Genomic DNA, 23,034 nt, shown 5'->3' on the forward strand with positions numbered 1-23,034 from the left:
AAGTAGATAGTTTCCTATCCACTTATTACTTAATTAGCAAATTTATCTTGTGTCTTACTACGAAAAAGTGCAATCACAAATACTAAAATTCCGCATCCAATTGCAATGTAGGCCATGTATCCAACGCTGAAAGCTTGATGAACCTGCGCCTGGTTAAGTTGGTTATTTGCTGCAAAAACATTTGCCCAATGATAAATTAAAAAAGGTGTTAATGCAAAACAAATCATTGAAATTGCTGAACTAATCAATAACGCTCTTCTCGAATATGGTTCTCTAAAAAATTGTGCTAAAACACAAATAGCTGGTGCTACCATCAATACAAACATCCAAATCATAATTGCGCGGCCACCCGGATCATTCATAAACTGAGCACTATTTGTTGCATAACGGTAAGTTCCCCAAAGCGATCCACCTAGTAGTTGATTTAATGTTGAAAGAATGTTTGCCCCCTGAGCAGCATAAGCATTATTTGTTCGAGCTGCTGCTCCCTGAATTAAGTTCAAAGAATCTTGTGAGCCAATAACTTGAAAATTAATAGTTATTACTTGGCGCATATATGTGGCTAAAAACATTAATAATGAGCCACCCAACTGAAGTGCTTTTAATAAATTTAGTGTTCTTGACCCACCTAATTTAAATTCAAGACTAAAAATTCTCTGCGGATGTTTACTGAGTACAATAATCAAAATCCCAACAATAAATAAAACTCCTAAAATCGCTAACCCAAACCACCACTTTGCCATTATAAATAAAAGCGCCAATACAATGAACGCAACTGTTACATAAGGTCGATCTAAGCAAATATCCCAAATATTTAACTTACCTTGACGCTCTACTTGCTTGCGATATTCTTCTCTGGTAGGGATTTTTTTAGAATGCGGAGTTTTTGAATTTGCCATGTTCTTACTCACTTTCTGATTTCTTTCGTCTTTATCTTAGCAAACTCCATACCAATAGACTATTACAAAAGTTAAAAATTTGTGTAATTTTTTGTGATAAAATAATCACCGAATATTATTAATGAATATTGGAAGTGACTCTTTGAATAATACAGATTCTGTAAAACTACCAACTGGCTGGCATAAAACTTTTATTACCTTATGGGCCGGGTGTTTTATTACTGGTCTAGGGTATTCGATGACTATGCCATTTATTTCACTTTTTATGGAACAACTTGGCAATTATAGTAAATTTCAAATTAACCTTTATTCTGGTTTAGCATTCGCAATGACTTTTATTGCCCAAGCCATTATCTCACCTTATTGGGGAAATTTAGCTGACCGGAAAGGACGTAAGCTAATGTGTATGCGAGCAGCTGGGGTAATGAGCTTGACCATTTTTATTACTGGATTAGCCCAAAGCGCTATTTTTATCATTTGTATGCGTTTTTTACAAGGGCTATTTTCCGGCTACATTAATAATGCAACTGCCCTAATGGCTGGTGAAACACCTCATCAACGTAGTGGCTGGGTAATGAGTCAAATGATGACTGCAGGAACTGCTGGTAATTTAGTCGGTCCATTACTAGGAGGGGCTCTTTCTAGTGCCTTTGGATACCGTATTCCTTTCTTTATTACTGGAGGATTAATGTTTATGGTATTTTTAGGAACCTTGCTTTTAACTAAAGAAGACTTCACTCCAATTCCAGCTAAAAAGATGAAGCCAATGAAGAACATTATGCAAGAGCTACCTGATCTACGCTTAATTATCATTATGTTCATTACCACTATGATTGTTCAATCTTCCACTATGTCAATTGATCCAATCGTTTCCCTCTATGTAAAATCTTTGATGCCACATAGTCATAGTGTTGCACTAGTCGCCGGAATTGTTGCAGCTACTCCAGGACTCGGAACAATGCTAGCTGCTTCGAAAATTGGCCACCTGATGGATAATGTGGGAGCAAAAAAGGTGTTACGGTGGGGATTGTTAGTAGCTACTATTCTTTTTATTCCCATGACTTTGATTGCCAACGCTTGGTCCCTAGCTTTTTGGCGTTTCTTACTGGGGATTGCAAGTGCTGCCTTGCTTCCCGCTGCTCAAACTATTCTTACTTTAAACGTTCCACCTGAAGCCTTTGGTAGAATCTTTTCTTATAACCAGTCCTTTCAAGCAATTGGATCTGTTCTAGGATCATTACTTGGCTCATTAATTTCAGGTATTTTTACTTATCAATGGGTTTTTGCAGCTACTGGCGCTATCTTATTAGTAAACCTAATTATTGTTTTATTTGATAGAAGAAAAAACATTATAAAAGACTAGAACATTGGCTGTTCTAGTCTTTTGCTTTACTTTTTCACCTTAATTACAAATCCATTTGATAAAAGTTGGCCAACCAAATAATTTTGTCCAATATCAACTTGTTTTTCCAAACCGATTGCTCCTCTTGTTGGATTAAAGTAGCTATCTAATACTTTAGTTTCGCCAATTCTTTTTACCACTATTAGTTCACGTTCAGGGCCCGTGATCTTCACTCTTCCAGTAGTAAATAGTTCTTTGTGATCATCAATATACTGATTTAATCCTCTTACCCTTATCATTAAGTCTTCGGATAAGTCTTTTCCTTCATACTTTGTCCCATCAACGACTGCAATAAAGGCCAAAATTAAGAATTTTCTTTGCTCATCTTTGAATTTATCCAATAACTTGCTAATTTCCTCTTGGGATTCTTTACCAAAAGCTTCTTGACTTTGATTTAGAAAATCAACAAATTCTTTAGTATCAATTTTTCTATCGACACAATACTCTGTGAGCCCTTCAATTAATTCATGCATTCATTTTTTCCTCTACATAACAACTTACCTTCTATTTTTAATTTATTTTGTCTTACTTCCTTGCACATTTCAATTTTTTACTAGTTTAGTAAATAAAATGTTTACTTAATAATATCAATAGTTACTTCCTTCTCAAAAGCTATCTTAAAAAATATCCCACAGTCGTTCCAACCGTGAGATATTTTTAATTAGTTAATTATTCTTTTTGTAACAGCGATTAAATCATCACCATGATTCTTATTTTCACCGTCAATCTTTTGAACATTTGCATAACTTGGAGTGTTCGTAATAACTACCATTACAGTTGGATCGTAACCAGCGTCAATTACACCTTGTACATCCACTGTTCCTAAGACATCACCTTTTTCAACATGTTGTCCTTGTTTTACCTTGCTGGTAAAGTTCTTACCCTTCAAGTTAACTGTATCAATACCAATATGAATTAAAACTTCTGCACCTTCGTCAGACTTAATTCCATAAGCATGTTTAGTTTCATAAGCAACTGTAATTTCACCAGAAACTGGGGAATATACTGTACCTTCACTTGGAACAATTGCAGCACCTTTACCCATAGCTTCAGTTGAAAATACTGGATCATTAACTTCTGTTAAACTCTTTGCTTCACCAGAAACTGGAGCTGCTATAATTTCATCATGTAATTCTTTGTTTTCTTTGATAATCTTTTCTGCTTCCTGTTGTTGTTCAACAGCTTCGCCTGCAGAAACAACTTCTTGTTTTGGATTTACCAAAGCCATATGACTACGTCCGTATACATAAGTTACAGCAAATGCTACTACAAAGCTGATTAGTTCAGCTACCAGGTACATTGGAATTGAATGTGCATTAATTGATAAAAATCCAAGCAAACCTGCAGAACCTAAGGATACTGAAATAACTTTCATAATTCCTGCAAAAGCTGCCCCAACTGCAGATCCCACTAAAGCGCAGAAAAATGGGAATTTAAGTTTTAAGTTAACACCAAATAGTGCTGGTTCAGTAATTCCAAGTAAAGCTGAAATTCCTGATGATGATGCTAAACTTTTCATCTTATCATTTTTAGTTAATGACCAAACTGCAAATGTTGCAGCACCTTGAGCAATATTAGCCATTGAGGCAACTACAAAGATAAAGTCACCTGCACCTTGACCATTTCTAAAGGCAGTAATCAATTGAGTTTCAAATGCTGGGAAACTTTGATGAAGTCCAGTCATCACAATTGGTGAGTACAAAGCACCAAAAATTCCCATACCTACAAATCCTAAAGTATTGTAGAGCCAAACCAGACCATAAGTTATCCAGTTAGATACTTCACGAAAGACAGGTCCAATAATTATAAATGTTAAGAATCCTGTAATGAATACAGAAAGAAGTGGCGTAAAGGTAAAGTCCACCGCTTGTGGTAAATGTTTGTGGAAGAATTTTTCTAAAATTGCTAAAACCCATACTGCTACTAAAACTGGAATAACTTGGTAGTAGTAATTAGTTTGGGAAACATGGAGACCAAATAAATTCCAAAAATGTCCTCCTTTTGTTCCAACATCTACTAAATTTGGAGATGTCATCATCATACCCACAGCAGCACCCAAATATTGATTTGCTCCAAAACGTTTAGCAGCGGAAATACCTACTAAAACTGGCATAAAAATAAATGGAGCTGCAGACATGATTTGAATCATTTCAGAAGCACCAGCAATTTGTGGCACCATTTGGATAACTGATTTCGGACCAAATAATCCTGGTGAAGTTAAAAAGTTATTTAAAGCCATTAACAAACCAGCTGCAACTAGTGCTGGAATGATTGGTACAAAAATATCAGATAAAAGTTTAATAAATGACATTATCGGATTAAACTTTTGATTCTTTTCAGCTACCTTCTTTAGATCATCTGTAGATAATGGAGATAACCCTGTCATTTTAATTAATTCATCATAAACGTTATTTACATCCCCAGGACCAATAATAACTTGGAACTGACCATTAGTTTTAAAAGTTCCTTTGATATCAGGATCTGCATCAAGCATTTTAACATCAACTTTACTGTCATCTTTTAAAACTAATCGCAAACGGGTTGCACAGTGAGCAGCTGCGACTAAATTGTCTCTTCCAACAGCTTTAATCACAACTTCAGCAACTTTTTTGTGATCCATAGTGTTGTTCCTCCTCATTTTTGAAAGCGTTTTATATTACATCTATTATATTAGCGCTTTCAAAAAATATGTCAAGCGTTTGACAGAAAAAATATTTTATTTTTTCTTACTTATTCTTTAACAAGCTCACTCATCAGTTCAACGTTTGACATCTGATAGTATTTACCTTAAACTTGCTTATATCAAAACGAATGCGTTTACATTTTAAGATTAAGGTGATAATTTATGGAATGGTCTCGAGAAAAAAGATATACTCCCTACAATAAATGGGATGCAGAAACTTTACTAAAGTTGCAAACACAAGCAGCAACTTCCCCTTATCAAATGCACTATCATGTGCACCCTCTTTCAGGATTAATGAATGATCCAAATGGATTTTCTTATTTTAACGGTGAATATCACTTATTTACTCAATCTTACCCATTTGGACCAGTTCATGGCTTAAAATCTTGGGCACAATTCGCCTCAGATGACTTAGTGCACTGGCACTATTTAGGCCAAGCTATCTTTCCAGATAGCGATTTAGATAATGCAGGTGCATATTCTGGCTCTGCTTTAGAAAATGATGGTAAGCTTTTACTAATGTATACAGGTAATCATCGCGATCCTGACTGGACACGGATCCCTTATCAAATCATTGCAGAAATGGACGAAAATGAAAATATCACTAAACCTGCTAAACCTGCCATTCTGCCCCCTGATCATGTTAGTGAACACTTCCGTGATCCTCAACTAATTAAACATGATGGAACTTACTTTGTATTAATCGGGGCACAAGATAAATTAACCAAAGAAGGTAAAATTGATATTTTCAAATCTAAAGATCTAGAAAACTGGCAAGAAGTTGGCTATCTTGATTTTTCCAAACAAAAAATGGGGTATATGATTGAATGCCCTAATATTATTTGGGTAAACAAGAAACCTGTCTTAATTTTTTGTCCTCAAGGATTAGAAAAAAATATATCAAATTATAGTAATATTTACCCCAATATGTATTTAATTGGTGACAAGGTTGATTTAAACACAGGTAGTTTTTCTACTACACACTCATTACTTAATTTTGATGATGGTTTTGATGTTTATGCAACGCAAGCTTTTAATGCTCCTGACGGAGAAGCTTACGCTATTGGATGGGTTGGACTTCCTGATTTATCTTATCCAACTGATAAAGAAAACTGGGCAGATGTCTATACTCAAGTTCGGCGTCTTGAAATTAAAGATAATCATTTATACCAACATCCAGTAGATTCAATCAAAGAACTCCGCTATCAAGAAAAGGAAATAGTTAATACTCCAATTATTTCCGATAAAAGTGGACGCCAATATGAATTAAAGTTACACATTGATGCAGATCAAGCCTCTACTTTATTTTTAAATGCTGATGATAAATTAGAACATGGCTTGAAAATTACTTTTAATACAAGAAAAAATGCTAGCTTAACTGTTGACCGTGGTCAATTAAAAGAAGCTGTCAACCCTGAATATGGCACTGAAAGATCCATTCACTTGCCAGGTAATCAAGCCTTGGATCTAGATATTTTTGTTGATGGCTCTTTAGCAGAAATTTTTGTTAATGATGGCCGGCACGTCTTAACCTTGCGCTTTTTCGCTGATAAAAAGGACCAAAAAATTGCGTTTTCTGAAACTATCAAATACACAGGCCAACTTTGGAAGATGCATTCAATTCTTTAGGTGAAAATTATGATCAAATTAACTGATGTAGCAAAGAGAGCTCATTGTTCTCCCACTACAGTTTCCCGGGTAATAAACAACTATGGCTATATAAGTGAAAAGACTCGCAACAAAGTCTACCAGGCCATGAGAGAATTAAATTACCAACCAAATACTGCTGCGCGTTCACTTCAAGGCAAGAAAACTAAGCTAATAGGTGTAATTTTCCCCGATGTAGCGCATCCCTTTTTCGGAGAACTAGTTAGTAAAATAGAAGATTCTCTTTTTCAAGCTGGTTACAAAATGATTCTCTGTAATGCCGGAAAAATAAAAAAAAAGAAAAAATGTACTTGCAAATGTTAATGGCAAACAAGGTAGATGGAATTATTGCTGGTGCGCACAATTTAGGTATCGAAGAATACAAAAAAACTGGACTCCCAATTGTCTCCTTTGATCGGAAACTTTCCCCCAATATTCCAATTGTAACTTCAGATAACTTTCATGGCGGAGAACTAGCTACTAAAGACCTCTTTCAAAACGGCGCTTCCAAAATTTACTTTGTTGGTAATCCAATTTCTGATGGTCATCCTACTGACCGACGCTTAAAAGGCTACCAAAAAGCTATGGCTGATTTACAGCTAAACCAACATATTTATCCTGTAATTTTTGGTGATACTCCGGCTCTTAAAGAAATGGCTATTGAAAAACTACTAAAAAATCATCAAGTTGATGGAATTGTAGCTGCAGATGATCTAACAGCCCTCTTAATCATTAAAATTGCAAAAAGACTAAAAATTTCTATTCCCCAAGAATTGAAAGTCGTCGGTTTTGATGGAACAAATTTTATTCAAACCTACTATCCAACTCTCTCTACAATTGTTCAACCAATTAGTGATATTGCCCAAGTATTAGTAAAACTTTTAGAAGAAAGAATTAAAAATCCTGACTTAACACTTTGTAATTCCCCCTACATTTTGCCTGTCAAACTTTTAAAAAGTACTTCTTCTACCGCTCTTTAAAAAGACTACCGTACCAATTTAATGTACGGTAGTCTTTTTAGTTTAAATAGTTTTCTCGAAAAGATTTAAAGTCACTTTCTGTAAATCCTAATTCATTAATAAAGTAATTTTTGAATCCTCCAAAACTTTTGAGGGTTTCAATGAGTGCTAAAATTGATTCTTGATCAGCGGCAGTCACATTCATCTTTTCAATCATTTCTTCTAGATCATTGCCAGAGCCATATTGGTCCTGCCAATTAAGAAGTTCCACTTTATTAGTTAATAAGTAGTCTTTTGTGATTGTCTCTAAGTCCACACTTAGACCTATTAAAATTAGAGCTGCTACTATTCCTGTACGATCTTTGCCCATCGTACAATGAAAAACAAGTGCTTGGTCTTGCTTTAAGGTTAATAACGTTTCAAAAACTTTCCTAAAAGCCATTTTAGCTACAGGATTTAAAAGAGCCTTTTGATAAATTTGCCCCAAATAGGTCTTCACCAAAGGTAAAGGTTCCACTAATACACTTTTTTCATTTATTTCCGGAGAAATTTTCTCATCTCCTTCTTCATAAAGATGAACATCAATTTTTTAACATTTTTCCATACTCGATCAGGGGCAATTGTTTGTTCATAATTTGAACGTAAGTCTAGATCCTCTACAATATTCAACGCAGAGAGTTTTTCCAAATCCCTTTTTGTAAGGTCTGCTAATGAATCAGAGCGGTATATCTTATGCCACTTTACTGTTTTACCTTCCTTATTTTGATATCCACCTAAATCTCTAAAATTACTTGCTCCTTCTAATTTTACTAAACGTTCATTTTTCATATCTTTTTTCCTTCTTTAGTTTCTTTTCTGTGACTAAACTTCTATACTATAATAAAACAACAAAAAAGTATCAATAGAAAGGAGTTTTTTATGGCTCAATTTACACAAGCTCTTACTATTGCAGGACATGACAGTGACGGTAGCGCAGGAATGCCTGCTGACCTTCATGCATTTTACGCACGAGGTGTTTATGGCATGGGATTATTAACAGCCGCTGTAGCAGGGAATTCTAAAGGAATTTTTGACCAACAAATTATGCCTGCAAGTTTTATTAACAAGCAATTCGAAGTCTTAAATGACGACTTTGATATTAAAGCAACAAAAACAGGAATGTTAGCTAATAAAGAAATTATTGATTTAGTAGCGCATAATATCAAAAAGTATCATATGAAAAACATCGTGTTAGACCCTGTAATTATTACTAAACATGGTGCAACTTTATTAGCTGATGATGCTTATCAAGCTTTTTTAGAAAAACTTGTTCCGTTGGCTACCATTATTACACCAAACTTTTTTGAAGCACAAAAATTAACTGGTTCACAGCTAGATAGCGATGATGAGATTCAGCGTAGCGCAAAAATGCTTCAAAATATGGGTGCTAAAAATGTTCTTTTAAAGGGTAAACATCCTGAAGGATCTACTGAAGTGCGCGATTACTTACTTCTAGAAAATGGTAATGATATCTGGCTAACTAAACCATACGTTGCTACTGATCGGGTAAATGGAACTGGTGATACACTTTCTGCTGTTATTACAGCTGAATTGGCTAAAGGTACTAATATACTTACTGCTGTAAAAATTGCTAAAGATTTTACCTATCAAGCAATTGCTCATCCAATTGAAGTAGGAAGTAAGTGGGGGCCAATTAACCATCTTAAAGCTCAAGAAATTAGCAATAAAGAATAATAAATTAGTCTTAGGAAATTACTCCTAGGACTTTAATTTTAACTACATTGCATATATTTTTCACCCTATGCTAAAATTAACTATATTTTTAATCAATATTTCATTATTAAGGAGGACAGCTATGTCTGACCACAAAATTAAAATTGCATATTTATACGAAGACTTAATGAATACTTACGGTGATTCTGGGGACGTTAAAGTAATTGCTTATCTTTTAAAAAAACAAGGTTATGAAACTTCAGTTGACAATATTTCACTAGAAGACAAATTTAACGCTCAAGACTATGATTTTATCTTTTTCGGTGGTGGGCAAGATTTTGAACAAACTGTAATTGCTAAAGACTTATTACGCCATCGCGATACCCTAAAGAATTATATTGAAAGTAATAGTCCTATGCTCTGTATTTGTGGCGGTTATCAATTAATGGGTTCTTATTATAAAACAAATTCTGGTGTAACTATTAAAGGATTAGATATTCTTCCACTTCATACTATTTTTAAAGCTGACAAGCGAATGATTGGAGATACCCGTTTTAAAACCGAATGGGGTGAAGTTAAGGCATTTGAAAATCACTCTGGTCAAACGTACTTTGATGACAAAGAAAAAGTTCGTCCTTTTGGAAAGATGATCGAAGGGTTTGGCAACAACCCTCAAGATCAGCAAGAAGGATTACGCTACAAAAACTTTATTGGATCTTATGCCCATGGACCTTTATTGCGTAATATTAATGTCGCACAAGGGATAGTTAAGTTAATATTACAGCGACATGAGGAGCGATTAAAGAATGAAATTCAATCCCTTTAGAAAAGAAAACCTTTCTCGTTATTTAGGAACTGATAAAAAATTTGTCAAAACTTTAGGTGCAGGCGATTTACTAGCGTTGGGAATTGGAGCTGTTATTGGTACTGGTATTTTTATCTTACCAGGAACTGTAGCGTCCACTGAAGCTGGTCCTGGCGTTACATTGTCATTTGTTATTGCGGCTATTGTGTGTGGTCTTTGTAGTATGTGTTATGCTGAGCTTTCTTCTAGCATCCCTGTTGCGGGAAGTGCCTATTCTTATGGTAACTTACTTTATGGGGAAGTTATTGGTTGGATTTTGGGATGGGCACTAGTATTAGAATATATGTTATCAGTCGCCGCTGTTTCAGCTGGTTGGGCTGCCTATTTTCATTCTTTAATTAACAGTGTGGGCTTGCATTTGCCGCACCAATTAGAGAACGCCTATAATCCTGCCAGTGGAACTTATTTTAATTTAGTTGCTGTTATCAGCGTGTTTTTAATTGCTTTACTCTTATCACGGGGTTTAAAAACCTCAATTAAATTAAATAATATTGCTGTTGTAATTAAAATTGCTATCATCTTTATTTTTATAGGAGTAGGGTTATTTTTCATTAAGCCAGCTAACTATAAACCCTTTACTCCTTTTGGTGCTAATGGAGTTTTCCATGGCGCTACTACTGTTTTCTTTGCCTTTCTTGGATTTGATGTTGTTTCTGCTTCAGCCGCAGAAGTTAAAAATCCTAAAAGAAATATGCCCATCGGGATTATTGGGACTTTAATTATTGCGGCTATTTTGTATATGGCGGTCTCAATTGTATTAACCGGAATGGTTCATTTTGATAAATTAAATGTTGCTAATCCTGTAGCTTTTGCTTTAAAGCAAGTTAACCAAGGATGGATTGCTGACTTACTTTCAATTGGTGCAATTGTAGGGATGAGTACAATGATGCTTTCCATGATTTACTCCAGCTCACGCCTTATTTATTCAATCGGACGTGATGGGTTACTTCCTAGCTTTTTAGGAAAAATTGATAAACATGGTCTACCAGAAAATTCTCTCTGGATTGTCACCACTATTATTGCTTTAATGGGTGGAATTTTTTCATTAGACGAACTTACTAATTTAGTTTCAATCGGAACTTTATTAGCCTTTGCCTTTGTTTCTTTTGGAGTAATTTTATTGCGCCAACGTAGTGATATTCCAGATGCAAGTTTTAAAGTTCCTTTCTACCCTGTAATTCCAATTCTTTCCACCTTGGCATGTATTGGAATGATGTTCTTCTTACCAATTAAAACTTTCATTTTTGCTGCAATTTGGTTTAGCTTTGGTCTCTTAATTTATTTCACATATGGCTATAAACATAGTAAATTAAATACACAAAAATAGTGCTCCATACCGAGCACTATTTTTTATGTCTTATCTCGTGAATTATTTCTTTCAAATAATATATACTTGCTAATGCAAAAATTGGAATAAAGATTGGTAGGATGTATTCTTGTTGTAGAGTAACTCTAATCAAAAAAATCACTATAATTAAACATGATCCTCCCTTATAAATATTTTCCTGTAACTTAGAAGCACCATCCTGATGAATCATTCTTCTAATTATAAATACACTAATGACAATTATTATATAAATTATATGTTCTGATAAAAAATGTAACATTTTTCCTTTTAGACGCAATTACCTATTGACTAGCATTTTTATTTCTTTTTTCTTTCTTCGAGCAAAAGTAACTCTAATATTTCCTGGAAAAACCAACCATTTCTTGATCAATTCGGTCTTTCTTTTAATCTTTCACTTTTCGGTTGCCAACTTAAAGCCATTACTGCCAAAATAATCATTACTGATCCAATCCAATCAATTGGAACCATTACCAATCCAAAAACTAATACAGATCCTAACGTTGCAGCTACCGGCTCAAAAGCATCAAGCAAAGTTGCAGTTGAGGGTTTAATATAGCGTAACGACCCCATCATCCATTGAAATGGAATAATCGTGCCAATTACTATTACCCCTAGCATTAGCCAAAATACCATTTGATTTTTAGGCAAATGAGGCCAAGATGGATGAACAATTACTAAAGAAATTCCTGCTAACAGGAGACCCCATCCCGTTACTACAAGACTTGAGGTATGATCCAATAGTCTTCTAGGAATCAAAGTATTTGTAGCTACTCCCACGGCTGATAAAAACCCCCAAAATAACACAACAGGAGTCAAAGAAAGATGATTAAAGTTTCCATGTGTTGCTAAAAAGAAAACACCAATAAATGCTCCTACTGCTGCAAGAACATCTAACACACGCAGAACTTGGTGCTCAAAAACCACCATATAAATCATCACAAAAAAAGGTCCTACAAACTGCAAAATAGTTGCTATGGACGCATTTGCCTGCTGTACAACTACAAAGTAACAATATTGCACGGGCAATAGTCCTAATAATCCATAAGCTATTACAGTTACCATATCCTTTTTATCTGTCATTACTTTAAAAGGCTTTTTTCCGGTTGCTTGAGCTAAAATTAATAACACAATTCCACTAACTATCATTCTTACCTGCGTTACCCAAATTGGAGTAATTTCAGCGCTGATATTAAATAAAGCTTTAGCAAATAAACCAGAAACTCCCCAAAATACACAAGCTAATGCCGCTAAAAATGTCCATAATCTTTTTTTCTTAGCCATCTTTTTCCCTCTCTTTTTCTAAGCATCATCAATCATAACAGAAAAAAATAATTTTTTCTGCATATTTTTAGTTGCAATTTTTTCTTAAGAGGGTTTTAATATAGTTAACATAATAATTAAACAGCTATGAAAAAGAAGAGTAAATAATTTATTTCTTTCAGTGAGTTAATGATAGTGAAAATTTAGCAGACCCTGAATTATTGAAAAACACTTTTTCCTCAAGCCGCTCACCCAACTAACGATGTTAAAGTAAGTGATAGCCGTCGCCGGTACGTTACCAAACCGGGAGAACATGTTGGTGTTCTCTAATAAGTTGGTCTATACTTGCTATAGACAATTTGGGTGGTACCGCGGAAAAAAGCCTTTCGTCCCTGTATTCAGGGAAGTGAAGGGCTTTTTCTTTACTTCAAATTTTAAATTTAAGGAGTAATTTATTATGACATTGATTTTACCAGAAGGTTACCATTCAGCTTTAAACATTCGTGATACAGAATCAGCAATTGGGTTTATTAGACAAACATTTCAAGACAACCTCAGCGAAGCCTTAAACTTGCAACGTATGTCTGCCCCAATGTTTGTCGAAAGAAAAACAGGTCTAAATGATAATTTAAACGGTGTAGAGCGCCCCGTTGCATTTGATATGAAATCAATGGACAAAGATAACATCATTGAAGTAGTTCATTCATTGGCAAAATGGAAACGACTTGCGCTTAAACGTTACGGCTTCAATATGCACGAAGGTTTATACACTAATATGAATGCCATTCGACGTGATGAAGATGTTGACAACTTCCACTCTATTTATGTAGATCAATGGGATTGGGAAAAAATTATCTCTAAAGAAGAACGTGATTTGAGCACCCTATATAAAACTGTTGAAACCATTTTTGAAGCCATTAAAGCCACTGAGCATAAACTTCTTAAGCGTTACCCTGGTTCTATTTATCGTCTTCCTGAAAAAGTAGAATTTGTTACTACTCAAGAATTGGAGGACAGATGGCCTAGTTTAACGCCAGAAGAACGCGAAAACAAAATTGCTGAAGAACTCAAAGCAGTATTTTTAATGAAAATCGGTGATAAGCTACAACGTAGCGGTAAACCACATGATGGCCGTGCTCCTGACTATGATGATTGGCAATTAAATGGCGACCTTATTTTCTGGTACGAGCCTCTTAACCGTAAAATTGAAATTTCTTCTATGGGGATCCGCGTTAGTGAAGAATCATTGAAACGCCAATTAATAAAAGCTGATGCTGAAGAAAGAGCCGAATTACCTTTCCATAAGATGCTTCTCAACGGAGAACTTCCTTACACTATTGGTGGTGGTATTGGCCAATCAAGACTTTGCATGATGCTTTTAGGAAAAGCTCATATTGGTGAAGTGCAAGCAAGTATTTGGCCACCTGAAATGATTGATGCATGCGAACGTCACGGAATTAATTTATTATAATATCACATAAAAATCGTCAATATTTTGGTTTTATTACCTTAATATTGACGATTTTTGTATTTTATTTAGCTTAAGTAAGACTTTTTTCACAGCCTTTATTTTTCTTTGCTTCTCATTGAGTGAGAAATGATAAACATAATTAGTGGCAAGAGAATGAATCCAAATATCATCATTGCAACCGCATACCAATTAATCCCTACTATTTTATTATTTACAATAATTCCAAATTGTGCTTTCCAATTGTATTCGATTAACAAGAAAATAACAATTATTACAGAAATTATTGGTAAAATTACATCAGTAAATAAATTTCGATGGCCTTTTAAAATAGGTTCCGCACTTTTTCCACGATAGAATTGAATCACAGCAATTGGAACAACAATGAACCCTAAGAATCTTACCATTGCACTTAGGGTAATCAAATTAGTCATATTATATTCAAAAGCTAATGGAATTAATATTGCTAAAGCAACTGATACAAAAAATGTTCGAATAGGGAAATTATTCTTTGTTCTTTTAGTTAAACTTGCAGATAGCTGCTTTTCTCTTGCCATCGCTTCTAAAATACGTGGAGCATTAAAACTGGAAGCCACATTAATTCCAAACATTGAAATTAATGCTCCAACTAAAATTACATCTCGTAAAATTTCATTTTTAAAAATAGCTGCAATTGCCACAACTTGTGTTGTAGTCATTAAAGCTTTTGGATCTAGTACCATTGCTACTGCTACTACTCCAATATATATCACGGCAATTACCAAAATTGCCAATGGAATTGCCCGAGGTAAATTCTTATCTGGATCCTTCATGTCATCAGATCCCGATGCTACTGATTCAAATCCTGTAAAGGCATAAAACGCCGCTACAATTGCCATTACAAAACCTGTAGTAGTTAACGGTGGTACAATTTTATGACCATTTTGGGTAATATTATTTACTTCAGATAAATTGCTTGAAGCACCTGTAATTATTAACAGAATCACTCCAGCAATAATAATTAATACTAAAGCCGCTAATTTCCCAATAGTCGCTAAGTTCATTACCCATTTTAAAACTTTTTGACCAAATAAATTAATCACTGTAATTATTGCCATTAAAATTAAAAAGCCAATTGTCACACTTAACTTTTTATTTGGGTTTCCACCAAAAATTGAAATTGTTGACTTTATAACACCTACAGCCATTACTCCCCAAGCTACACTTGCAGAAAAATATCGCAAAATTCCCATGTAAAATCCTACATTATTCCCAAAAGCAGCCTTGGAATAAGCATAGGCTGCTCCCGATTTTGTAACATATTTTGCAGCTGCAGAAAAAGAAATTGCTAAAATTGAAGCAAAAATTGCCGCAATAAAATAAACTAGTAAAGCTTGTGATCCTGCCTGCTGAACTACACTTCCAGGCGTTAAAAAGATTCCTGAGCCAATAATAGCATTAATCGCTAATAAAACTATCGACCAAAAACCTAATTTATCACTTTCATTTTTATTCATAGTAATTTATTCCTTAGTTCTTTTTAGCATTATCAATTATATGTTTAAAAAGATTATTTTGTACTTTACTTACTCTATGAAGCATTTCTGGATGCCATTGTACCCCAATTACAGACCCATCGGAATTTTCAATTCCCTCTACTACTCCATCTACACAGCGTGCAGTTACTTTAAAATCAGAAGCAACATCTTTTAGTAGTTGATGGTGAAATGAATTTGTTTGTAAGCTATCTGTCTCCAGCAACTCTGCAATCTTGCTTCCTTTAAGTGTTTTAACAGTATGAGTAACTAAAGTAGGAGTTTGTCCTTGAGAATGCTTTAAAGTCTTTTCTGGGCGATAGCTCAAATCTTGATATAAAGTTCCCCCATGGGCTACATTAATAATTTGTGCTCCTCTACAAATTCCCAAAACAGGAATATGGTTTTCTTCTGCTAACGTTAAAAGTAACATATCAAACTTATCCCGTTCTGGCCAGATGTTTCCTAATTTCTGCTCTGGTTCTTCACCATAATTATGAGGATCTACATCATGTCCGCCTGACAAAATAAGTCCTTGCACATTCTTCATCTGTTCTCTTATTACTTCTTCATCCTGATTAAATGGAATAATAAATGGAATTCCTCCATTTTGGATTACAGAATCAATATAATCATCATTTACATAGCTTCGATGGTACCCTGGGAAAATTCCTCCATCATCAATTATAACTGATCCTGATATTCCAATAAGTGGTTTCATAATCTTCTACCTCCTTAATCATTCTAAAATTAATATACAAAAAAAGCCCACTTACGACAAGTAAGAAAGGCTTTTTGCTTACTTTTTAATACTCTTATGTTTTACTAAATAAAACAGTACAGCAATGATTAATACTCCTGCCCCTACACTCACTGAAACTCGCGTCTCTGGATTAATAAACATGAATATTACAATTACTGTTAACATAAATAAAGCAAAATAATTTGAGAATGGATATAGAGGTAATTTAAACGGATGGTCCTTCATTAATTCTATATTTTCTTTTCTAAATTTTAATTCTGCTAATAAAATTACAAACCATGCTACCATCCCTGGTAAGACAGAGGAACTATAAACTGTAACAAATAATTCACTCATTGATTTATTAATTGTAGAAGCAATTAAATTTAAAATAAATCCAATTAAAATTCCCCCGGTAATTCCAAAAATTGCATAATTTGGAACGACTCTTTTAGAAATATGCTTAAATACTTTAGGTGCTTCCCCCGCATGTGCTAATTTAAAGAGCATTCTACTTGAAGAATAAATACCTGAGTTAGCTCCTGATAAAGCTGCTGTCAAGATAACAAAGTTAATAATACTTGCTGCTGCTGTTATTCCCACCTTCATAAATGTTTCCACAAATGGGGACTGCATGGCTTGAAGTTGATTCCAAGGATAAATTGTCACAATTACAAAGATTGCTCCCACGTAGAAAATTAAAATGCGCCACAATACTGTTCTTACACTTTTAACAATAGCTTTTTGTGGATCAGCAACTTCTCCGGCAGAAATTCCGATTACTTCAATTCCTTCATAGGATCCGACAATAATCGCCATTGAAAAGAAGAAACCTTTTATACCACCAGCAAAAAATCCACCATGAGACCACAAATTACTAAATCCAATTGGCTGCCCATGATTTCCTACACCAAATAAAATTACTAAAAAGCCTAAAATTATCATTAGAATGATTGTTACTACTTTGATCATTGCAAACCAAAATTCTAATGATCCATACGCCTTAGCACTTGCAATATTTGCTAATACTAAAAAGCCAATAATAATTAATCCAGTCCATAAATCGCTAATATTTGGCCACCAAACTTTTAAGTAACTTATGGCTGCGATAACTTCTGAAATTCCAACAACAATATATTGAAAAACAGCAGCCCATTCTGCCAAATATCCTGCTAACGGAGAAATATAATCAGTTGCATAATCAGCAAATGATCCTGTCGTTGGGTTCACATAGAGCATCTCCCCTAGTGCTCGCATAACGATATAGAGAATCACTCCTACAAACATATAGGCTAATAATACTGATGGCCCTGTCCACTTAATGGTCGAAGTAGAACCCATAAAAAGTCCAACTCCAATTGCTCCACCAAGAGAAATCATTTCCATCTGTCCTGCTGACATCGATCGTTTTAACTTGGGGGCTGACTGTTTTTCTTTTTCCATACTTTTATCCTTTCTTACGGTGTCTAACCAAATAGACTAAAACTGCTACAATTAAGACAATCGCTCCTACAGCAACTGAAATTCGAGTTTCTGGATTAATGAACATAAATACTACAATTAAAATTAAAACTATAAAAGCAAAATAATTAGATAGGGGGTATAAAGGCAACTTAAAAGGGTGATCTTTTAACAGATCAGGGTTATTTCTTCTAAATCGTAACTCTGCTAATAGGATTACAAACCATGGAATCATTCCTGGTAATACTGAGGATGAAAAAACTACAACAAATAAGTCCTGAGTAGATTTATTAATTGTTGCTGCTACTACATCCAATAAAAATCCAACAAATATTCCCCCGGTAATTCCCATAATTGCCCGGTTGGGAACAATTCTTTTCGAAATATGACCAAATGTTTTAGGCGCTTCTCCATCATGCGCAAGTTTAAAGAGCATTCTACTTGAAGAATAAATACCTGAGTTAGCTCCTGATAAGGCTGCTGTTAAGACAACAAAATTTATCACACTAGCCGCAGCTGTAATTCCTACTTTAGCAAATGTAGTTACAAATGGTGAACCCATACTGCTCAATTCATCCCAAGGATATATAGTTACAATTACAAAGATTGCTCCCACATAGAAAATTAAGATACGCCATAAAACAGATTTTACACTTTTTACAATTGCCTTTTGTGGATCAGCAACCTCTCCGGCAGAAATTCCTAAAAGTTCAATTCCTTCATATGAACCTACAATAATAGATAAAGAAAAAATAAATCCTTTTAATCCTCCCGTGAAGAAACCTCCATGAGACCACAAATTGCTAAATCCTGTTGGCTTTCCATTATTACCAACCCCAAAGAAGATAACTAATAAGCCCAATACAATCATTAAAATTATCGTAATAACTTTAATCATCGCAAACCAGAATTCCAAAGATGCATAAGCCTTTGCACTAGCTAAGTTAGCTAATAGCAAAAAAGCAATAATTATAATTCCAGACCAAAGAACATTGATATTCGGCCACCAAAACTTTAAATATTCTGTTGCGGCTACTACCTCAGACATCCCAACAACAATATACTCAAAAACGTTCGCCCATTCAGCTAAATACCCCGCTATTGGATGAACATATTCAGCCGCATAATCAGCAAATGATCCTGTTCCTGGATTTATATAGAGCATTTCTCCCAGTGCTCTCATTACTACATACAAAATAATTCCCACAAATAAATAGGCAAGCAAAACAGAAGGCCCAGTCCATTTTATGGTAGCTGTTGCACCCATAAACAAACCAACACCAATTGCCCCACCAAGTGAAATCATTTCCATTTGGCCTGCGGTCATCGAACGTTGCAAACTTGGGTTTGACTTACGCGTTTTCATTTTATTCTCCCATATTAAAACTAATACCTTAAATAATACTAGTTAAAAATAAATGTTACATTAAATTTAATTTTAATATATGGCTCCTTCCTTGACAACCCTAGATCCTATTTTTCTTTTTAATAACAAAAAAACCTGAGTATACACTCAGGTTTTTATCATTTTTCCATAAAGCCGCGTTTCAATTTTTGCCAAAACGATAAAGATTTTCTGATATTATCTGCTGGAATATGCTTCCTAATAGCTCGTAAAGTTGGTTTTACATGGCGAGCTGCAAAGTAAAAATCTCCATTTCTCTTTGTACGAATTTGAAATCTCGGAATATACTTTCCTTTAAAATATACATCAGCAATGATTAGATTAATTTCATTCCAAGGTATTTGAACATAATCCTTTATATTATTTTCTCGATAAAATTCAAATCCTCTGTTACCAATCATAATTTTCCCATAACTTGGCATCCCCCGAAACCAAGTTCCAGAGTCAACATATTCTACTGCTGAATTTAGTGACTGAACCATAGTCCTCCTCTTTTATTAAGAACTATCTTTATTAGAACAAGCCAATTACATGACCCACAATACCTAAGATAAAGATACCAATAATGATAATAATTGGTGATACTTTTTTCTTCAGAAGCCACATACATAAGAAGGTAAGTAAAATAGCTGCAAGCCCAGGAATCAATTGATCAAGGTTTTGTTGAAGAGTAGTCTCCTTTACCTTTGTCAAGGACATGCCATCTCCTTTATTCCATTCTAACAATGCTTTTTGGATTCCCTTGGCACCTGCTGGAAGACTATTCCAATCAATATATGCTCCTTTTTGGAGAGGAGTTCTTGATACTACAGGCTTAAAATCAATATTTACCCATCTTTCGATCAATGCTCCAATAACAAACATCCCCATCATTGAAGCTCCACGAGTTATCTTTTGTAATAGTCCACCTGAAGCATCTTCAGTAATCTTTGTTCCTGCGTTATAACCTAATTCTTGAGTATACCATAAGAAGGCAATTCTAATTACATTCCATAGAACAAAGAAAACAATTGGCCCTAAAATATTTCCACTTAAAGCAAGAGAAGCTCCCAAAGAACCAATAATTGGTCGAACTGTGTACCAAAATACCGGATCACCTACTCCGGCTAAAGGTCCCATCATACCAACTTTAACTCCAGAAATAGCTTGATTATCTACCTCTGCACCATTTGCTCTATCTTCTTCTAAAGCTAATGTTACTCCCAAAATTGGAGCTGCCAGATATGGGTGTGTATTAAAGAATTCTAAATGACGCTTTAAGGCACCACTCATATCTTTTTTCTCAGGATAGAGCTTCTTTAAAGCTGGGATCATACTATAAGCAAAACCACCATTTTGCATTCTTTCATAGTTCCATGAACCTTGAATAAATGTAGAACGCCAACATACTCTCCATCTATCTGCCTTACTTAATTTAATTTTATTGTCTTTTTTTAAAGTCGTTTCTGCCATCTTGCTACCTCCTCTCGGTTTAATAGTCATCTAAAATGTCACCGAGTGGATCTCCAGATCCACTATTACTGTCACTATTGTTACCCTTGTTTGAGCCTTCTAAAGCTAAGTACATTAAGGCCATTGCTAATCCAATCCCACCAAGGGCAATTAAAGTTAATTCCTTAATAGCAGCAAGACAGAAACCAATTGCAAAGAAAGGCCACACTTCACGACTAGCCATCATATTAATAACCATTGCATAACCAACCGCTACTACCATTCCCCCACCAATCGTCATTCCATCATTTAACCACTGTGGCATAGCTTCTAATCCTTGACGAACTACGCTAGCAGGAATGGCCAAAAGTAATGCTGCTGGAATAGCAATTCTTAATCCTTGAAGAGCTAATGCAACATATTGCCACATATCAATTCCGCGCCAATTTGCTTTTTCAGCTTGATTATCCATTTTATGAACGATCCAAATTGAAATTGTTCTTACCAACATTGTTAAAAATAGTCCTGCAACTGCTAATGGAATTGCAATACCAATTGCAGTACCAATTCCTTTTTGACCTTGTCCACCTTGCACTAAAATAATAGCAGATGCTACTGATGCTAAGGCAGCATCAGGTGCTACCGCAGCTCCAATATTTGCCCAACCTAGTGCAATCATTTGAAGGGATCCACCAAGAATGACACCTAAAGTTAGGTTACCTGTGACTAATCCAATTAATGTACATGCGACCAATGGTTGTTGAAATTGAAATTGATCTAGGATTCCTCCCATACCAGCTAAGAAAGCAACAACCACTACCAGAATCATCTGTATAGCATTCATATTATTTTCTCCTATTTACCTTGCTTCTTTAATTCATTTTCCGCTTTTGCCAAAAGGCTATCAATATTTTCTGGGCTATCACTCGGTACCTTTCGTACATCAAATTTTACTCCCATTTTTTTCATTTCTTTGATAGCATCTACATCTGCTTGATCCATTGCAATAGCCTTATTTACATTTACTTTTCCATCTGCATATGCAATAGACCCAAGATTAATTTCCTTTATATTTACTCCATCTTTAATCGCTTGAAGAGCTTCTTGAGGATTTTCGAAAAGTACTAGCGCCTTAGTATCTCCAAAGCGTGGATCTTTATCCACCTCTACCATTTTTTTAATAGGAATAGTATTAGCTGGAACCCCTGCTGGAGCGGCTTCTCTAATCATTGATTTTCTTAGTTTATCTTTTGCTACTTTATCAGAAACTACAATAATTCTTGAAGGATTGATACTCTTGGTCCAGCCAGTTGCTACTTGTCCATGAAGAAGACGAGTATCTATTCGAGCTAATCCATATTTTATGTGCCCATCTCCCAAGACTGTTCCTTCCGGAATTGATCCTTGTTTTCCAGGAGATTTTTCTTTAGATTGAGCCACTGTATCTTTTGGCATCAAACTTTCTGGTTGGGTCTTTATCCCATCACGTCCCGGTTTAACAATGGCACTGGCAATTTCATCAGCCTTTTCACTAGCCATTCGTTGCCCCAAGGCTTCAATAACCATTGGCAAATTCATTCCAGTAACAATTGCCCAATTATTACTCGAATGTTCCTTTACCAGATTGTTAGCTTGATTAAATGGGGTTCCTCCCCATAAATCAATTAAAAATAACACTTCATCTTGATTATCAAAAGACTCAATTGCCTTTTTCATCTTCGCTTTAATATCATCTGGGCCTTCATCAGGTTTCAATATACAAGGAACTAGATTTTCTTGTTTACCAAAAATCATCTCTGCAGATTGAAATATACCCTCAGCAAATCCCCCATGACTCGCTAAGATAATTCCTACCATCTTGATTTCCCCCTTAATCAAAAATTGCACGAAATACCTATAAATTAGGAATGTATACGTTTACTTTTATATAATACCACATTCTTAATGAAAATGCTTGCATAAACCTTATAGATACTTTATCAAAATTGAATTTCTAGAAGAGAGGGAGGAAATTATAATATTTTTTCCTTATCCAAAAAATTAAAGTCTTTTCTCAAATGAGGGTAATTAAGCGGATTAATTTTACGAGGAGGATCATGAGGGAGCCAAGCAAATTTTTCTTCTAAAAATCATAATACCTTTCCTTGTTAACGCTCTTATCTTTTTATCCAGTAAAAGAGATGTATATTAAAAGGTATCAACCGCACAATTGGTTCAATCAATCTAAATCTCAAAAA

Annotated in this window: 20 protein-coding genes, 1 pseudogene and 1 other annotated feature; of the genes and pseudogenes, 7 read left to right on the top strand and 14 right to left on the bottom strand. The window is 34.8% G+C overall.

Features of this window, described 5'->3' with window-relative positions; all coding sequences use genetic code 11:
- Window positions 1-29 precede the first annotated feature (29 nt).
- Window positions 30-899 (bottom strand): cytochrome C5, encoded by an 870-nt coding sequence (locus tag FP433_RS07265; RefSeq protein ID WP_265486697.1) that lies wholly within the window; start codon window positions 897-899, stop codon window positions 30-32.
- A gap of 142 nt (window positions 900-1,041) precedes the next feature.
- On the opposite strand from FP433_RS07265, the gene FP433_RS07270 reads away from it, so the two are divergent.
- The gene (locus FP433_RS07270) at window positions 1,042-2,262 is read left to right on the top strand and encodes an MFS transporter (protein ID WP_265486698.1); all 1,221 of its coding nucleotides are present in this window, start codon (window positions 1,042-1,044) and stop codon (window positions 2,260-2,262) included.
- Between the two features lie 26 nt (window positions 2,263-2,288).
- Here the strand turns inward: FP433_RS07270 and FP433_RS07275 are convergent, their stop codons facing one another.
- Window positions 2,289-2,774, bottom strand: coding sequence for a hypothetical protein (locus FP433_RS07275; protein ID WP_265486699.1), 486 nt, complete (start codon window positions 2,772-2,774; stop codon window positions 2,289-2,291).
- Between the two features lie 188 nt (window positions 2,775-2,962).
- Window positions 2,963-4,921 (bottom strand): sucrose-specific PTS transporter subunit IIBC, encoded by a 1,959-nt coding sequence (locus FP433_RS07280; protein WP_265483833.1) that lies wholly within the window; start codon window positions 4,919-4,921, stop codon window positions 2,963-2,965.
- A gap of 225 nt (window positions 4,922-5,146) precedes the next feature.
- Here FP433_RS07280 and FP433_RS07285 point away from each other — a divergent pair, with 225 nt between their 5' ends.
- Window positions 5,147-6,613, top strand: coding sequence for a sucrose-6-phosphate hydrolase (locus FP433_RS07285; protein WP_265486700.1), 1,467 nt, complete (start codon window positions 5,147-5,149; stop codon window positions 6,611-6,613).
- Window positions 6,614-6,622: 9 nt separating this feature from the next.
- Window positions 6,623-7,611 (top strand): annotated as a pseudogene (locus tag FP433_RS07290) (LacI family DNA-binding transcriptional regulator).
- Window positions 7,612-7,648: 37 nt separating this feature from the next.
- On the opposite strand, the gene FP433_RS07295 reads toward FP433_RS07290, so the two are convergent.
- Entirely contained in the window at window positions 7,649-8,107 is a 459-nt protein-coding gene (locus tag FP433_RS07295) for a tyrosine-protein phosphatase (protein ID WP_265486701.1), read from the bottom strand.
- Between the two features lie 17 nt (window positions 8,108-8,124).
- Entirely contained in the window at window positions 8,125-8,418 is a 294-nt protein-coding gene (locus FP433_RS07300) for a tyrosine-protein phosphatase (RefSeq protein WP_265486702.1), read from the bottom strand.
- Between the two features lie 90 nt (window positions 8,419-8,508).
- Here FP433_RS07300 and thiD point away from each other — a divergent pair, with 90 nt between their 5' ends.
- The 3 genes from thiD (at window position 8,509) to FP433_RS07315 (ending at window position 11,495) form a co-directional block, all read left to right on the top strand.
- Window positions 8,509-9,324: a bifunctional hydroxymethylpyrimidine kinase/phosphomethylpyrimidine kinase gene (thiD, locus tag FP433_RS07305; RefSeq protein WP_265486703.1), complete on the top strand. Its 816-nt coding sequence runs from the start codon at window positions 8,509-8,511 to the stop codon at window positions 9,322-9,324.
- Between the two features lie 121 nt (window positions 9,325-9,445).
- The gene (locus FP433_RS07310) at window positions 9,446-10,129 is read left to right on the top strand and encodes a type 1 glutamine amidotransferase (RefSeq protein ID WP_265483828.1); all 684 of its coding nucleotides are present in this window, start codon (window positions 9,446-9,448) and stop codon (window positions 10,127-10,129) included.
- On the top strand, window positions 10,110-11,495 hold the full coding sequence (locus FP433_RS07315; RefSeq protein ID WP_265486704.1) for an APC family permease: 1,386 nt from the start codon (window positions 10,110-10,112) through the stop codon (window positions 11,493-11,495). Before FP433_RS07310 ends, FP433_RS07315 begins: the two co-directional genes overlap by 20 nt.
- A gap of 387 nt (window positions 11,496-11,882) precedes the next feature.
- Here FP433_RS07315 and FP433_RS07320 read toward each other — a convergent pair whose 3' ends face one another.
- Window positions 11,883-12,797, bottom strand: a complete 915-nt coding sequence (locus FP433_RS07320) for a DMT family transporter (protein WP_265486705.1) — start codon at window positions 12,795-12,797, stop codon at window positions 11,883-11,885.
- Window positions 12,798-12,914: 117 nt separating this feature from the next.
- Window positions 12,915-13,173, top strand: a binding site (T-box leader).
- Window positions 13,174-13,233: 60 nt separating this feature from the next.
- Between FP433_RS07320 and asnA the strand changes: the two genes are divergently transcribed.
- Entirely contained in the window at window positions 13,234-14,247 is a 1,014-nt protein-coding gene (asnA, locus tag FP433_RS07325; RefSeq protein ID WP_265483824.1) for an aspartate--ammonia ligase, read from the top strand.
- Window positions 14,248-14,342: 95 nt separating this feature from the next.
- Here asnA and FP433_RS07330 read toward each other — a convergent pair whose 3' ends face one another.
- The 8 genes from FP433_RS07330 to FP433_RS07365 all read right to left on the bottom strand — a co-directional run bounded on the left by FP433_RS07330 (window position 14,343) and on the right by FP433_RS07365 (window position 22,654).
- On the bottom strand, window positions 14,343-15,740 hold the full coding sequence (locus FP433_RS07330) for an APC family permease (protein ID WP_265486706.1): 1,398 nt from the start codon (window positions 15,738-15,740) through the stop codon (window positions 14,343-14,345).
- 13 nt (window positions 15,741-15,753) lie between these two features.
- Window positions 15,754-16,479: a gamma-glutamyl-gamma-aminobutyrate hydrolase family protein gene (locus FP433_RS07335; RefSeq protein WP_265483822.1), complete on the bottom strand. Its 726-nt coding sequence runs from the start codon at window positions 16,477-16,479 to the stop codon at window positions 15,754-15,756.
- A gap of 78 nt (window positions 16,480-16,557) precedes the next feature.
- Entirely contained in the window at window positions 16,558-17,943 is a 1,386-nt protein-coding gene (locus tag FP433_RS07340) for an amino acid permease (protein ID WP_265483821.1), read from the bottom strand.
- A 4-nt stretch (window positions 17,944-17,947) separates the two neighbouring features.
- Window positions 17,948-19,327 carry an amino acid permease gene (locus tag FP433_RS07345; RefSeq protein WP_265486707.1) on the bottom strand — a complete coding sequence of 460 codons (1,380 nt, stop codon included), beginning with the start codon at window positions 19,325-19,327 and terminating at the stop codon, window positions 17,948-17,950.
- Window positions 19,328-19,485: 158 nt separating this feature from the next.
- A complete protein-coding gene (locus tag FP433_RS07350; protein ID WP_265483819.1) occupies window positions 19,486-19,848 on the bottom strand; it encodes a DUF956 family protein in 363 nt (120 codons plus the stop codon).
- 31 nt (window positions 19,849-19,879) lie between these two features.
- Window positions 19,880-20,818 (bottom strand): PTS system mannose/fructose/sorbose family transporter subunit IID, encoded by a 939-nt coding sequence (locus FP433_RS07355; RefSeq protein WP_265483818.1) that lies wholly within the window; start codon window positions 20,816-20,818, stop codon window positions 19,880-19,882.
- A gap of 19 nt (window positions 20,819-20,837) precedes the next feature.
- Window positions 20,838-21,641 (bottom strand): PTS mannose/fructose/sorbose transporter subunit IIC, encoded by an 804-nt coding sequence (locus FP433_RS07360; protein WP_265486708.1) that lies wholly within the window; start codon window positions 21,639-21,641, stop codon window positions 20,838-20,840.
- A gap of 11 nt (window positions 21,642-21,652) precedes the next feature.
- A complete protein-coding gene (locus FP433_RS07365) occupies window positions 21,653-22,654 on the bottom strand; it encodes a PTS sugar transporter subunit IIB (protein ID WP_265483816.1) in 1,002 nt (333 codons plus the stop codon).
- Window positions 22,655-23,034 lie beyond the last annotated feature (380 nt).

This window comes from Lactobacillus sp. PV012, assembly GCF_014522325.1.
Lineage (GTDB): Bacteria > Bacillota > Bacilli > Lactobacillales > Lactobacillaceae > Lactobacillus.